We start from the raw sequence: 13,320 nt of genomic DNA, 5'->3' as shown, positions 1-13,320 counted from the left end.
TTTGATTTTAGTCCAGTATAAAATATACATAGAAAAAGCGCATAATCCTTAAAATAAGCTGAAATCTAGTGAAAATGTACGGTAAACAATTGAAAAACTAGTCTATAAAGTGGTACAATAGTAGAAAAATACTATAGTAAGAATCACTCTTATTTTAGCGAAAAATTACAGAAATGAATGGTTTTTCTTGATGAAACAGAGAAAAGAATTGTACCTTTTTCTTGGTCGGACAGCCTTGTATTTTCTTATCTTTCTAGGGCTGCTTTACTTCTTTAGCTATCTTGGTCAGGGTCAAGGAAGCTTTATCTATAATGAATTTTAACTTGAAGGAGAATTCCTATTGTGTCAAATAAACCAATAGTAGATATGATTGAAACCATTGAGCATTTTGCTCAGACACAGCCTAGCTATCCTGTCTATAATGTTTTGGGGCAGGAACACACTTATGGCGATTTAAAGGCTGATTCGGATAGTTTGGCTGCAGTCATTGACCAACTAGGCTTGCCTGAGAAGTCTCCTGTGGTTGTTTTTGGTGGCCAAGAATATGAAATGTTGGCAACCTTTGTAGCGCTGACTAAGTCAGGTCATGCCTACATTCCAATTGATAGCCATTCGGCCTTGGAGCGAGTTTCGGCTATTTTAGAAATAGCAGAGCCAAGCTTGATTATTGCCATCTCAGACTTTCCCTTGAAGCAGGTTTCTACACCAATGATGACTCTAGCTCAGGTTCAAGAGGCCTTTGCTCAAGGGAATAACTATGAAATCACGCATCCAGTCAAGGGCGATGATAACTACTACATTATCTTTACTTCTGGTACGACTGGTAAGCCTAAGGGAGTGCAGATTTCCCATGATAACCTCCTCAGCTTTACCAACTGGATGATTACAGATAAGGAATTTGCGACGCCAAGTCGTCCGCAAATGCTGGCCCAGCCACCTTATTCTTTTGATCTGTCTGTCATGTACTGGGCACCGACCTTGGCACTGGGTGGTACACTTTTTGCCCTCCCTTCAGCCATTACTCAGGACTTTAAGCAACTTTTTGCGGCTATCTTTTCATTGCCAATCGCTATCTGGACTTCAACACCATCCTTTGCGGATATGGCCATGTTATCAGAAGACTTTAATAGTGAGAAAATGCCTGGCATCACGCATTTCTACTTTGATGGTGAAGAATTGACGGTCAAAACAGCGCAAAAACTGCGTGAGCGATTCCCAAATGCCCGTATTATCAATGCCTACGGCCCAACAGAAGCGACAGTAGCATTGTCAGCTGTTGCTGTGACAGACGAGATGTTGGCGACTCTCAAACGCCTACCAATCGGCTATACCAAGGCTGATTCTCCAACCTTTATCATTGACGAGGACGGCAATAAATTGCCAAATGGTCAACAGGGAGAAATCATTGTTTCTGGATCAGCTGTTTCAAAAGGTTATATGAACAATCCTGAAAAAACAGGGGAAGCCTTCTTTGAATTTGAAGGACTGCCAGCCTATCACACAGGTGATGTGGGAACCATGACAGATGAGGGCTTGCTTCTCTACGGTGGACGCATGGACTTCCAGATTAAGTTCAACGGTTACCGCATTGAGCTAGAAGATGTCTCTCAAAATCTTAATAAGTCTCGCTATATTGAGTCTGCTGTAGCTGTGCCACGTTATAATAAAGACCACAAGGTGCAAAATCTATTGGCCTATGTCATCTTAAAAGATGGTGTTCGTGAGCAGTTTGAGCGTGATATCGATATTACCAAGGCAATTAAGGAAGACTTGACAGATATTATGATGTCCTACATGATGCCGTCTAAATTCCTTTATCGAGACAGTTTGCCACTGACTCCAAATGGAAAAATTGACATCAAAGGATTGATTAACGAGGTGAATAAGAGATGATGGAGTTCTTTCAACAGCTTCCTCATTTAGAGCCATACGGAAATCCTCAGTATTTTGTCTATGTGATTGCTGCAACCTTGCCCATCTTTATCGGTCTCTTTTTCAAGAAACGCTTTGCCTGGTATGAAGTGCTGGTTAGCCTCTTCTTTATCGTCACCATGTTGGTAGGTGGGAAGACCAATCAGTTGATTGCCTTGGGTATTTACCTTTGCTGGGAAATATTGCTCCTGCTTTTCTACAAGCATTATCGAAAAAGCAAGGATGGCAAGTGGGTCTTCTACTTAGTTAGTTTTCTGTCCCTACTTCCGATTATCTTTGTCAAGGTGCAACCAGCTATCAATGGAACGCAGTCTTTGCTTGGATTTTTGGGAATTTCTTATCTGACCTTTCGTTCGGTTGGGATTATCATCGAGCTGAGAGATGGAGTGATTAAGGATTTTACCCTCTGGGAATTCCTCCGTTTCCTTCTCTTCATGCCGACTTTTTCAAGTGGTCCAATCGATCGCTTTAAGCGATTTAATGAAAATTATCAGGCCATTCCTGAGCGGGATGAGTTGATGGATATGCTGGATGAATCTGTTCGCTATATCATGTGGGGCTTTTTGTACAAGTTTATCCTAGCTCATGTTTTAGGAGAAACCTTGTTGCCTCCTTTGAAGAATCTAGCCTTGCAGTCAGGTGGCTTCTTTAACCTCTATGCCTTGGCAGTTATGTATACATTTGGTCTGGAACTCTTCTTTGACTTTGCAGGTTATTCTATGTTTGCTTTAGCCATTTCAAATTTGATGGGAATTCGTAGCCCTATCAACTTTAACAAACCTTTTTTATCAAGGGATTTAAAGGAATTTTGGAATCGCTGGCATATGAGTCTGTCCTTCTGGTTCCGTGACTTTGTCTTTATGCGAATGGTCATGGTGTTAACCAGAAAGAAGGTCTTTAAAAATCGTAATGTAACCTCAAGTGTGGCCTATATTGTAAATATGCTGATTATGGGATTTTGGCACGGTGTGACCTGGTACTATATCGCCTATGGACTCTTTCATGGGATTGGACTGGTTATCAATGACGCTTGGATTCGCAAGAAAAAAACGCTCAATAAGGAACGGAAAAAAGCAGGGAAGCCTGCTCTACCTGAGAATCGCTGGATTCAGTTGCTTGGCATGGTTGGCACCTTCCATGTCGTCATGCTGTCATTCTTAATCTTTTCTGGATTCTTGAATGATTTATGGTTTAAAAAATAAAAGGAAATAAAATATGGATATCAAATCAGAAGTTATCGAAATTATTGATGAGTTGTTTATGGAAGATGTTTCTGACATGATGGATGAAGATCTTTTTGATGCAGGTGTCTTGGATAGTATGGGAACGGTTGAATTGATTGTGGAGATTGAGAACCGTTTTGACATTCGTGTCCCTGTAACAGAGTTTGGTCGCGACGACTGGAATACAGCTAATAAAATCATAGCTGGCATTGTGGAGCTACAAAATGCTTAAACGCTTATGGATGATCTTCGGACCGGTCTTGATAGCTGGTTTGTTGGTTTTTCTGCTCATTTTCTTTTATCCTACTGAGATGCGTCATAATCTAGGAGCTGAAAAGCGTTCAGCAGTGGCTACTACTATCGATAGTTTTAAGGAGCGCAGTCAAAAGGTCAGAGCACTATCTGATCCAAATACACGTTTTGTTCCCTTCTTTGGCTCTAGTGAATGGCTTCGTTTTGACGGTGCTCATCCTGCGGTATTAGCTGAGAAATACAATCGCTCCTACCGTCCTTATCTTTTAGGACAGAGGGGAGCTGCATCGCTTAACCAGTATTTTGGAATGCAACAGATGTTGCCACAACTGGAGAATAAACAAGTTGTGTATGTTATCTCACCTCAGTGGTTCAGTAAAAATGGCTATGAGCCAGCAGCCTTCCAGCAGTATTTTAATGGAGACCAGTTGACCAGTTTTCTGGAACATCAATCTGGAGATCAGGCTAGCCAATATGCGGCGACTCGCTTACTACAGCAGTTTCCCAACGTAGCTATGAAGGATTTGGTTCAGAAGTTGGCAAGCAAAGAAGAATTGTCGACGGCAGACAATGAGACGATTGAATTATTGGCTCGGTTTAATGAACGCCAGGCTTCCTTTTTTGGACAGTTTTCAGTTAGAGGCTATGTTAATTATGGTAAGCATGTAGTTAAGTATTTAAAGACCTTGCCAGACCAGTTTTCTTATCAAGCAATAGAAGATGTTGTCAAATCAGATGCAGAAAAGAATACTTCCAATAATGATCTGGGAATGGAGAATGATTTCTATAATAAGCAGATTAAGAAGGATTTGAAGAAATTAAAGGATTCTCAGAAAAACTTCACCTATCTCAAGTCGCCAGAGTATAATGACCTGCAGTTAGTTTTAACCCAGTTTTCTAAATCCAAGGTAAACCCGATTTTTATCATTCCACCTGTTAATAAAAAATGGATGGATTATGCTGGTCTACGAGAGGATATGTACCAACAAACGGTGCAGAAGATTCGCTACCAGTTAGAGAGTCAAGGTTTTACCAATATAGCAGATTTTTCTAAGGATGGCGGGGATCCTTTCTTTATGAAGGATACCATCCACCTTGGTTGGTTGGGTTGGTTAGCTTTTGACAAGGCAGTTGATCCTTTCCTATCCAATCCCACACCAGCTCCGGCTTACCATCTGAATGAGCGCTTTTTCAGCAAAGATTGGGCGACTTATGATGGAGATGTCAAGGAATTTCAGTAGATGAATGACAGAAGAGTTCAAGAATGAAGCCTATTTTCACGTTTTTTCTTGACTCTTTTTTTGCTTGTGATATAATTAACTGGTAAACAAAATTCAACAGAATAGTATTTTTCTCTTAAAAAAGAGAAGTTCAAAAGGAAAGGAGTCAGATATGAGACAGCTAGCGAAGGATATTGATGCTTTTTTGAATGAGGTGATTTTGCAGGCAGAAAATCAGCATGAAATTTTAATAGGTCATTGTACTAGCGAGGTAGCTCTGACCAATACCCAGGAGCATATCCTCATGCTCTTGTCGGAGGAATCTTTAACAAATTCAGAATTGGCACGTCGCCTCAATGTCAGTCAGGCGGCAGTTACCAAGGCCATTAAGTCTTTGGTCAAGGAAGGGATGTTGGAAACATCTAAAGATCCTAAGGATGCGCGTGTGGTTTTTTATCAGTTGACTGACTTGGCTCGTCCAATCGCTGAGGAGCATCATCATCACCATGAGCATACACTTTTAACCTATGAACAAGTGGCGACTCAGTTTACTCCAAATGAACAAAAAGTGATCCAGCGGTTTTTGACTGCTTTAGTAGGAGAAATCAAATAATGAGATATATTACGGTAGAGGATTTATCCTTCTATTATGATAAGGAGCCCGTTCTTGAACATATCAATTATAGTGTTGATAGTGGGGAATTTGTTACCTTGACGGGGGAGAATGGGGCGGCTAAGACGACACTGATCAAAGCCAGTCTTGGAATTCTTCAGCCACGCATTGGAAAGGTGACCATTTCAAAGACAAATACTCAGGGAAATAAATTGAGAATAGCCTATCTTCCCCAGCAGATTGCCAGTTTTAATGCTGGTTTTCCAAGTACGGTTTATGAATTTGTCAAGTCGGGTCGCTATCCGAGAAAAGGCTGGTTCCGTCGCTTGAATGCTCATGATGAGGAGCATATCAAGGCTAGTCTGGACTCAGTTGGCATGTGGGAACATCGAGACAAACGCTTGGGTTCTCTATCTGGGGGACAAAAGCAGCGAGCGGTGATTGCGCGCATGTTTGCTTCGGATCCAGATGTGTTTATCCTAGATGAGCCGACAACGGGGATGGATGCAGGAAGTAAAAATGAATTTTACGAACTCATGCACCACAGCGCCCATCATCATGGCAAGGCTGTTTTGATGATTACCCATGACCCTGAAGAAGTTAAGGACTATGCGGACCGCAATATCCATCTAGTCCGTAACCAAGACTCACCATGGCGTTGTTTCAACGTTCATGAGAATGACCAGGAGGTGGGCCATGCTTAGTTTATTATCTTATGACTTTATGCAACGCGCCTTTCTGGCGGTTATTGCTATGAGTCTTTTCTCGCCAGTTCTTGGAACCTTCCTTATCTTGCGTCGTCAGAGTTTGATGAGTGATACTCTTAGCCACGTCTCGCTGTCGGGTGTAGCTTTTGGTCTGGTTCTGGGGATTTCTCCGACTGTTTCTACGATTGCCATTGTCTTGATTGCGGCGGTCTTTCTGGAGTATCTCCGTACGGTTTACAAGAGCTTTATGGAAATCGGGACAGCTATCCTCATGTCAACAGGTCTGGCTGTTTCTCTGATTGTCATGAGCAAGGGTAAAAGCTCCAGTTCTATGAGTTTGGACCAGTACCTTTTTGGTTCGATCGTGACTATCAGTGAAGAGCAGGTCATTTCCCTCTTTGTCATTGCGGCGGTTGTCTTGATTTTGACCTTCCTCTTCCTTCGTCCGATGTATATCCTGACCTTTGATGAGGATACGGCCTTTGTGGATGGCTTGCCAGTTCGTACCATGTCCATTCTTTTTAACATGGTGACAGGGGTGGCCATTGCCCTTATGATTCCTGCTGCGGGAGCTCTTCTGGTATCGACTATCATGGTCTTGCCAGCTAGTATTGCCCTGCGTCTGGGGAAAAACTTTAAATCGGTTATGCTGTTAGCCAGTGCTATTGGATTTTTGGGAATGGTAGCAGGACTTTACATTTCCTACTATGCAGAAACACCTGCAAGTGCAAGTATTACCATTATTTTTGTAACTGTTTTCTTACTAATTAGTTTAGTAAGACGTTTTATCAAATAGGAGACTAAGATGAAAAAAATTAGCTTATTGCTAGCCAGTTTATGTGCCTTGTTTTTAGTGGCTTGTTCCAATCAAAAACAGGCAGATGGCAAACTCAATATCGTGACAACCTTTTACCCTGTCTATGAATTTACCAAGCAAGTCGCAGGAGATACTGCTAATGTAGAACTCCTCATCGGTGCTGGTACAGAACCCCATGAATACGAACCGTCTGCCAAGGCAGTTGCCAAAATCCAAGATGCAGATACCTTCGTTTATGAAAATGAAAACATGGAAACTTGGGTTCCTAAATTGCTAGATACTTTGGATAAGAAAAAAGTGAAAACCATCAAGGCGACAGGCGATATGTTGCTCTTGCCAGGTGGTGAGGAAGAAGAGGGAGACCATGACCATGGAGAAGAAGGCCATCACCATGAGTTTGACCCCCATGTTTGGTTATCACCAGTTCGTGCCATTAAACTAGTAGAGCACATCCGTGACAGCTTATCGGCAGATTATCCTGATAAAAAAGAGACCTTTGAAAAGAACGCATCTGCCTATATCGAAAAATTGCAAACATTGGATAAGGCTTATGCAGAAGGCTTGTCTCAAGCCAAACAAAAGAGCTTTGTGACTCAGCACGCAGCTTTTAACTACCTTGCCTTGGACTACGGTCTCAAGCAAGTATCAATCTCAGGTCTCTCACCAGATGCAGAGCCATCAGCTGCACGTCTGGCAGAATTGACAGAGTACGTCAAGAAAAATAAAATCGCCTATATCTACTTTGAAGAAAATGCCTCACAAGCCCTTGCTAACACACTTTCAAAAGAGGCAGGTGTCAAAACAGATGTCCTTAATCCTTTAGAAAGTCTGACAGAAGAGGACACCAAGGCGGGAGAAAATTACATCTCTATCATGGAGAAAAACCTCAAGGCTTTGAAACAAACAACGGACCAAGAAGGTCCAGCAATCGAGCCTGAAAAAGCAGAGGATACCAAGACAGTTCAAAATGGTTACTTTGAGGATGCCGATGTCAAGGATCGTACCTTGAGTGACTATGCAGGTAATTGGCAATCAGTTTATCCTTTCCTTGAAGATGGCACGTTTGACCAAGTCTTTGACTACAAGGCTAAGTTGACTGGTAAGATGACCCAGGCTGAGTACAAGGCTTACTATACAAAAGGCTATCAGACAGATGTCACTAAGATTAACATTACTGATAACACTATGGAATTTATTCAAGGTGGACAAAGCAAGAAATATACTTATAAGTATGTTGGTAAGAAAATCTTAACTTACAAGAAAGGTAATCGTGGTGTGCGCTTCCTCTTTGAAGCGACAGATGCGGACGCTGGACAATTCAAGTATGTTCAGTTTAGTGACCACAATATCGCCCCAGTTAAGGCAGAACATTTCCATATCTTCTTTGGAGGCACAAGCCAAGAAGCCCTCTTTGAAGAAATGGATAACTGGCCAACCTACTACCCAGATAACCTATCTGGTCAAGAAATCGCCCAAGAAATGTTGGCACATTGATTAGAAACCGACTAGTTCATAGGAGCTAGTTGGTTTTTTGATACTAGATGGCTAACTTCATTATAGACCTTTCCAGAACTTTAAAAAATAAATAAAACTCTTGAAATATCTGGATCTGTATGTTAGAATAATTTTATCGGATAAGGTTCATTAGAACACCAAAGCCCCTAACTACTGCCATAGTTAAGGGGTGTTTTGGTATATTCTACAGGAATAGAAAAAGACCCTCTAAACTTTGTAGAGAGCCTTAAAAAATCAAAATAAAAAGATACCCCCCAGCACATAGGAATGCTCAACCTTTCAGTCTACCCCATTCTGGGACCCAGCGTTTATCCTTCACAAGTTATCTTATTGAGTCCATTATATCACACTTATGGAAAATGTAAGAAATTTGTATAGTATTTTTAAATGAATTGATGAAAAATCAAATACCTTTCAGAACTAAGGAACTTTAAATAATAAATAAAACTCTTGAAATATCTGGACCTGTATGTTAGAATAAAATCGATAGGCAAGGTTCATTAGAACACCAAATCCCTTAACTAGTGCGATAGTTAAGGGGTGTTTTGGTATATTCTACAGGAATATATAATCCTAGTTTTCTAATTTGCTCTTTGATTTTTGTTGAGTATAAACATTTTAACAAAAAAGTTAGTCTTTAATAAAAGAAGCGATATAGTGATATTAGAAATTCTCTTGTAATTCTGATATGTCTGCGTATTTTTCGTAAGTTACCTGTTTAGTAATCAGATGTCAGTTAAGGGCTTGATGTTTTATAAAAGAAAATTATGGAGGAAGGGAAATCCGACTTTATAAACTAAACTGTAAAAAACGGCAAATTTGACAAATGAATAAGAAAAAAATAAAAAGCAACTGTTTTTATTAAAAAGATTGCTTAATAGTTAGATTGGAGGGAAGAAAAATATGAAAAATTTAAGTCAACGACTTGTTGATAAAAGTGTTGAGGCCTTTATTATGGGGCTGGAAATTTACAACAAGCCTACAATCAAATATCGTATTGAAGGATTCAGTTTTTTCATATGTAATGCTTGGGAGTTGATGTTGAAGTCTGAAATGCTAAATAGAAATCTATCAATCTATTTTAAGGATAATCCAGATAGAACTCTCAGCCTTGAAAATGTTATCAAGAAAATTTATTCCGATGATAGTACACGAATTCGACTAAATCTGGAGCGTATTATTGAGCTTAGAAATATCAGCACACATTATATTACAGAGGATTACGAACTAAAGTACGCTCCACTATTTCAAGCGTGTGTACTTAACTATGTCAATGAACTTCAGAGATTTCATGGTAGAGACATCACTGAGACCATTGCACAAAATTTCCTAACTATATCAGCAAGTTATGAGCCTCTGACAAATGAACAAATCAGACTAAAATACCCAGCGGAAATTGCAGAAAAGTTTATTCAGCAAGCAAATGCTATAGATGTTCTTGTTTCTGAGTATAATTCAGATAAATTTGCAATCGGTGTAAAACAAAACCTATACATCACAAAGAAAAAGTCTGAAGCTGACTTCGTTGTCTCAATTGCAAATCAATCTCCCTCTCAAGTAGCAATAGTAAAAGATTTAAAAGATCCATCAGAGACTCACAAATATTCATACGGGAATATCATCTCAGTTGTAAATGATCGATTAAACAAGAAGAATATCAAATTAAATTATAAATCTGGTTTCAATCAATATGTTCTAACCTTAATCATTGATTTCTATTCAATAAAAACTGACGAGAAATTTGCATATTGCCATAAAATAGGTAAGTCTGAGCACTATACCTATTCACAGCAATTTGTTGACTTTATCATTACAGAAATAGAAAAAGACCCTCTAAACTTTGTAGAGAGCCTTAAAAAATCAAAATAAAAAGATAACCCCAGGCACATAGGAATGCTCAACCTTTCAGTCTACCCCATTCTGGGACCCAGCGTTTATCCTTCACAAGTTATCTTATTGAGTTCATTATATCACACTTATGGAAAATGTAAAGAAATTTGTATAGTATTTTTAAATGAATTGATGAAAAATCAAATACCTTTCAGAGCTAAGGAACTTTAAATAATAAATAAAACTCTTGAAATATTTGGGCTTATATGCTAGAATGTAGTTAGTGTATAAGGTTCATTAGAACACCAAAGCCCCTAACTACTGCCATAGTTAAGGGCTTTTTTGACGTATCTTAGCGATTTAACGGGTGTTTATAGGCTAGTCATTCGGTCTACTTCTTACCATCTAGCCATTTGCAGACGAAATACAAGATAATTCCAGCTATAACATCTGCTATAATAGTAAGAGCAAGCTCTGGTATAAGGCTCATTAGTTTCACCTCCTCTCACGAACCCATAGGAACGTAATCGGTAACCGATGACAAAAGTATTATACCACACTAAATTTAGATCATCAACCTCACTTAATGCTTGAACTATTGTAGATTATATGCTAAAATGTAGTTAATTGATAAGGTTCATTAGAACACCAAAGCCCCTAACTATTGCCGTAGTTAAGGGCTTTTTTGACGTATCTTAGCGATTTAACGGGTGTTTATAGGCTAGTCACTCGGTCTACTCCTTACTATCTAGCCATCTGCAGACGAAATACAAGATAATTCCAGCTATAACATCCGCTATAATAGTAAGAGCGAGCTCTATGATAAGGCTCATTAGTTTCACCTCCTCTCACGAACCCATAGGAACGTAATCGGTAACCGATGACAAAAATAGTATACCACAATAAATTTATATCATCAAGGTCACTTAATGCTTGAAATATAGGGTCTAGGCGACAAAGTCTTTAAAATCAGAAAAACGTATAGTATCAGATGTATAAAAGCTTGATGTTATATCAATTAAAAAAGTGGATAGGAAAGTTTTCTGATTATCAGAGTTCCTTCCTATCCACTTTTTGAAGATTGTAAGTTAACCTTAGTTTATATAGAATCAGCTTATTTGTTTTATTTATTAAAACCTTGCAAAGCCTTTTGGCGTTCTTCCACTTGACCTTTAGCATCCAATTTATTGCCAGCGTAGACAGCTGTTTCCCATGATCCGTACATTGGATTTGGGAAGATGATGAATTTTTCACCGAATTCTTTTTGCAATTCTTCAAGTTGTTTATCACGGTCAGATTCAGAAATCTTCGAAAAATCTGCAAAGTCTACGAGGTTATCACCAAATAGTAATACTAGATTAGTTTTCTCTTGAACTGCTTGGCGACGCCCTTCTTTGGATTTTACACCACTTTCTAAGAGCATGAGGTGATCACGCCCTTGTACAGGGATTCCTTCGTTTTCTAGATTTTTAATCGTAGCATCTATTTGATTAACTGAGCGGTCAGAAATATAGTAAATTTGGATGCCGTTTTGATTGGCAAATTGAAGAAACTTCTTGGCTCCTGGGACGGCTTTTGCTGCAGCTTTTTGAACCCAAATATCCCAATTTTCAGGTGTGAATGCTGTTCCGTCTTTGATATTTTGAACTTGATAAGGACTATTATCTAAGACTGTTTCATCTAAGTCCAAAATGATTGAATAAGGCTTGTCTGATTCTGTTTTCAGTAATTCCTTTAGACGATCTGTGGCAACATTATAACCTTGTAGATACAAGGCTTTGGTTTCAGCTGATTTTTGATACCAAAGGGTTGACATAGTATTTTCTCTTGACCGTAGTTGGTCATATGTCATTGTAATCTGATTATCAGATGAGCTCTTATTGCTTGTCTGTGTTTCTGTAGACTTTGTTGCACAACTAGATAATAAGACGACAGATGCAAGTGCAGAAAGGATTGTAACAGTAGTTTTTGCTGATTTCATGAAATATCTCCTATTCATTAATTTCATAAATAGTATAGCACGAGAGAAAAGTTAAGGCAAGTCATTCTCTGACTATGGATGAAGATTCTATAGAAGTTAATGCAGTGAAAAAAAGAGATTACTAACTTGAAATGCAGTCTCACCTCTAATTATTGACATTTCAGGAAAAATCGCAGTAAAAACGGCACAGCCTTCTTTAAATGTGATATAATACTAGAAAAATACTTGTGGAGGTTCCATTATGGCAATATTTTTCATGATTTTTCTGATTGTTTGTGTGCTCCTATTGGTGATAGTCACACTGAGTACAGTTTATGTGGTTCGTCAGCAGTCGGTGGCGATTATTGAACGCTTTGGGAAATACCAAAAGGTTTCCAACAGCGGTATTCATATTCGCTTGCCTTTTGGGATTGACTCGATTGCAGCACGCATTCAGTTGCGCTTGCTGCAAAGTGATATTGTGGTTGAGACCAAGACCAAGGACAATGTGTTCGTGATGATGAATATAGCGACTCAGTACCGTGTCAATGAGCAGAGCGTGACAGATGCCTACTATAAACTCATGCGTCCAGAATCTCAGATTAAATCTTATATCGAAGATGCTCTTCGCTCTTCTGTTCCCAAATTAACCTTGGACGAATTGTTTGAGAAAAAAGATGAGATTGCCCTTGAAGTTCAACACCAAGTAGCAGAAGAAATGACCACTTACGGCTACATTATCGTGAAAACCTTGATTACTAAGGTGGAGCCAGATGCAGAAGTTAAGCAATCCATGAATGAAATCAATGCGGCGCAACGCAAACGGGTCGCAGCGCAAGAATTGGCAGAAGCCGATAAAATTAAAATTGTCACTGCAGCTGAAGCCGAAGCAGAAAAAGACCGCCTTCATGGTGTGGGGATTGCCCAACAACGTAAGGCAATTGTGGATGGCTTAGCAGAGTCTATCACCGAACTCAAGGAAGCCAATGTTGGCATGACAGAAGAACAAATCATGTCCATCCTATTGACCAACCAGTATTTGGATACCTTGAACACCTTTGCCTCTAAAGGAAATCAAACTATCTTTTTACCAAATACTCCAAATGGTGTGGATGATATCCGTACACAAATCTTGTCAGCTCTTCGCGCTGAGAAGAAATAATAGACTAAAGAGCTTGGCAACAGGCTCTTTTTGCATTGCGTTTATTAAGAAAAACAAAAAATATTGATATACATTTATACTCAATGAAA

At 39.3% G+C, this 13,320-nt stretch carries 12 protein-coding genes; 11 read left to right on the top strand and 1 reads right to left on the bottom strand.

Features of this window, described 5'->3' with window-relative positions; translation table 11 throughout:
- Positions 1-190 precede the first annotated feature (190 nt).
- The 10 genes from HT708_RS04880 (at position 191) to HT708_RS04835 (ending at position 10,148) form a co-directional block, all read left to right on the top strand.
- Positions 191-322: a teichoic acid D-Ala incorporation-associated protein DltX gene (locus tag HT708_RS04880; RefSeq protein ID WP_000813667.1), complete on the top strand. Its 132-nt coding sequence runs from the start codon at positions 191-193 to the stop codon at positions 320-322.
- A gap of 20 nt (positions 323-342) precedes the next feature.
- On the top strand, positions 343-1,893 hold the full coding sequence (gene dltA / locus HT708_RS04875) for a D-alanine--poly(phosphoribitol) ligase subunit DltA (RefSeq protein ID WP_172926055.1): 1,551 nt from the start codon (positions 343-345) through the stop codon (positions 1,891-1,893).
- Positions 1,890-3,134, top strand: coding sequence for a D-alanyl-lipoteichoic acid biosynthesis protein DltB (gene dltB, locus HT708_RS04870; RefSeq protein ID WP_138705896.1), 1,245 nt, complete (start codon positions 1,890-1,892; stop codon positions 3,132-3,134). The genes dltA and dltB overlap by 4 nt, the downstream gene beginning before the upstream one ends.
- Before the next feature lie 13 nt (positions 3,135-3,147).
- Positions 3,148-3,387, top strand: coding sequence for a D-alanine--poly(phosphoribitol) ligase subunit DltC (dltC, locus tag HT708_RS04865; protein WP_000351967.1), 240 nt, complete (start codon positions 3,148-3,150; stop codon positions 3,385-3,387).
- Entirely contained in the window at positions 3,380-4,648 is a 1,269-nt protein-coding gene (gene dltD, locus HT708_RS04860) for a D-alanyl-lipoteichoic acid biosynthesis protein DltD (RefSeq protein WP_138705895.1), read from the top strand. The genes dltC and dltD overlap by 8 nt, the downstream gene beginning before the upstream one ends.
- 151 nt (positions 4,649-4,799) lie before the next feature.
- Positions 4,800-5,240, top strand: a complete 441-nt coding sequence (gene adcR / locus HT708_RS04855; protein WP_023934248.1) for a zinc-dependent transcriptional regulator AdcR — start codon at positions 4,800-4,802, stop codon at positions 5,238-5,240.
- Positions 5,240-5,944, top strand: a complete 705-nt coding sequence (locus HT708_RS04850; RefSeq protein WP_023934246.1) for a metal ABC transporter ATP-binding protein — start codon at positions 5,240-5,242, stop codon at positions 5,942-5,944. Before adcR ends, HT708_RS04850 begins: the two co-directional genes overlap by 1 nt.
- On the top strand, positions 5,937-6,743 hold the full coding sequence (locus tag HT708_RS04845; RefSeq protein WP_000950038.1) for a metal ABC transporter permease: 807 nt from the start codon (positions 5,937-5,939) through the stop codon (positions 6,741-6,743). The genes HT708_RS04850 and HT708_RS04845 overlap by 8 nt, the downstream gene beginning before the upstream one ends.
- Positions 6,744-6,752: 9 nt before the next feature.
- Positions 6,753-8,258 carry a zinc ABC transporter substrate-binding lipoprotein AdcA gene (gene adcA, locus HT708_RS04840; RefSeq protein ID WP_172926054.1) on the top strand — a complete coding sequence of 502 codons (1,506 nt, stop codon included), beginning with the start codon at positions 6,753-6,755 and terminating at the stop codon, positions 8,256-8,258.
- 924 nt (positions 8,259-9,182) lie between these two features.
- The gene (locus HT708_RS04835; RefSeq protein WP_000793783.1) at positions 9,183-10,148 is read left to right on the top strand and encodes a DUF3644 domain-containing protein; all 966 of its coding nucleotides are present in this window, start codon (positions 9,183-9,185) and stop codon (positions 10,146-10,148) included.
- Between the two features lie 1,084 nt (positions 10,149-11,232).
- Here the strand turns inward: HT708_RS04835 and HT708_RS04830 are convergent.
- Positions 11,233-12,090, bottom strand: a complete 858-nt coding sequence (locus HT708_RS04830) for a 5'-nucleotidase, lipoprotein e(P4) family (protein ID WP_023937667.1) — start codon at positions 12,088-12,090, stop codon at positions 11,233-11,235.
- A 241-nt stretch (positions 12,091-12,331) separates the two neighbouring features.
- On the opposite strand from HT708_RS04830, the gene HT708_RS04825 reads away from it, so the two are divergent.
- Positions 12,332-13,231, top strand: coding sequence for an SPFH domain-containing protein (locus HT708_RS04825; RefSeq protein ID WP_345889802.1), 900 nt, complete (start codon positions 12,332-12,334; stop codon positions 13,229-13,231).
- Positions 13,232-13,320: the final 89 nt, after the last annotated feature.

Source organism: Streptococcus sp. 3613, from assembly GCF_013277375.1.
GTDB classification, from domain to species: domain Bacteria; phylum Bacillota; class Bacilli; order Lactobacillales; family Streptococcaceae; genus Streptococcus; species Streptococcus pseudopneumoniae.
Note: the sequence above shows the minus strand (reverse complement) of the source record. Positions and strands in the feature narration are given on the sequence as shown.

Excerpts from the sequence above, each read along its gene's own strand:
- adcR (WP_023934248.1), top strand. The coding sequence starts at position 4,800 with ATGAGACAGCTAGCGAAGGATATTGATGCTTTTTTGAATGAGGTGATT.
- HT708_RS04880 (WP_000813667.1), top strand. The coding sequence starts at position 191 with ATGAAACAGAGAAAAGAATTGTACCTTTTTCTTGGTCGGACAGCCTTG.
- HT708_RS04835 (WP_000793783.1), top strand. The coding sequence starts at position 9,183 with ATGAAAAATTTAAGTCAACGACTTGTTGATAAAAGTGTTGAGGCCTTT.
- HT708_RS04830 (WP_023937667.1), bottom strand. The coding sequence starts at position 12,090 with ATGAAATCAGCAAAAACTACTGTTACAATCCTTTCTGCACTTGCATCT.
- dltC (WP_000351967.1), top strand. The coding sequence starts at position 3,148 with ATGGATATCAAATCAGAAGTTATCGAAATTATTGATGAGTTGTTTATG.
- HT708_RS04845 (WP_000950038.1), top strand. The coding sequence starts at position 5,937 with ATGCTTAGTTTATTATCTTATGACTTTATGCAACGCGCCTTTCTGGCG.
- HT708_RS04825 (WP_345889802.1), top strand. The coding sequence starts at position 12,332 with ATGGCAATATTTTTCATGATTTTTCTGATTGTTTGTGTGCTCCTATTG.
- dltD (WP_138705895.1), top strand. The coding sequence starts at position 3,380 with ATGCTTAAACGCTTATGGATGATCTTCGGACCGGTCTTGATAGCTGGT.
- dltB (WP_138705896.1), top strand. The coding sequence starts at position 1,890 with ATGATGGAGTTCTTTCAACAGCTTCCTCATTTAGAGCCATACGGAAAT.
- HT708_RS04850 (WP_023934246.1), top strand. The coding sequence starts at position 5,240 with ATGAGATATATTACGGTAGAGGATTTATCCTTCTATTATGATAAGGAG.
- adcA (WP_172926054.1), top strand. The coding sequence starts at position 6,753 with ATGAAAAAAATTAGCTTATTGCTAGCCAGTTTATGTGCCTTGTTTTTA.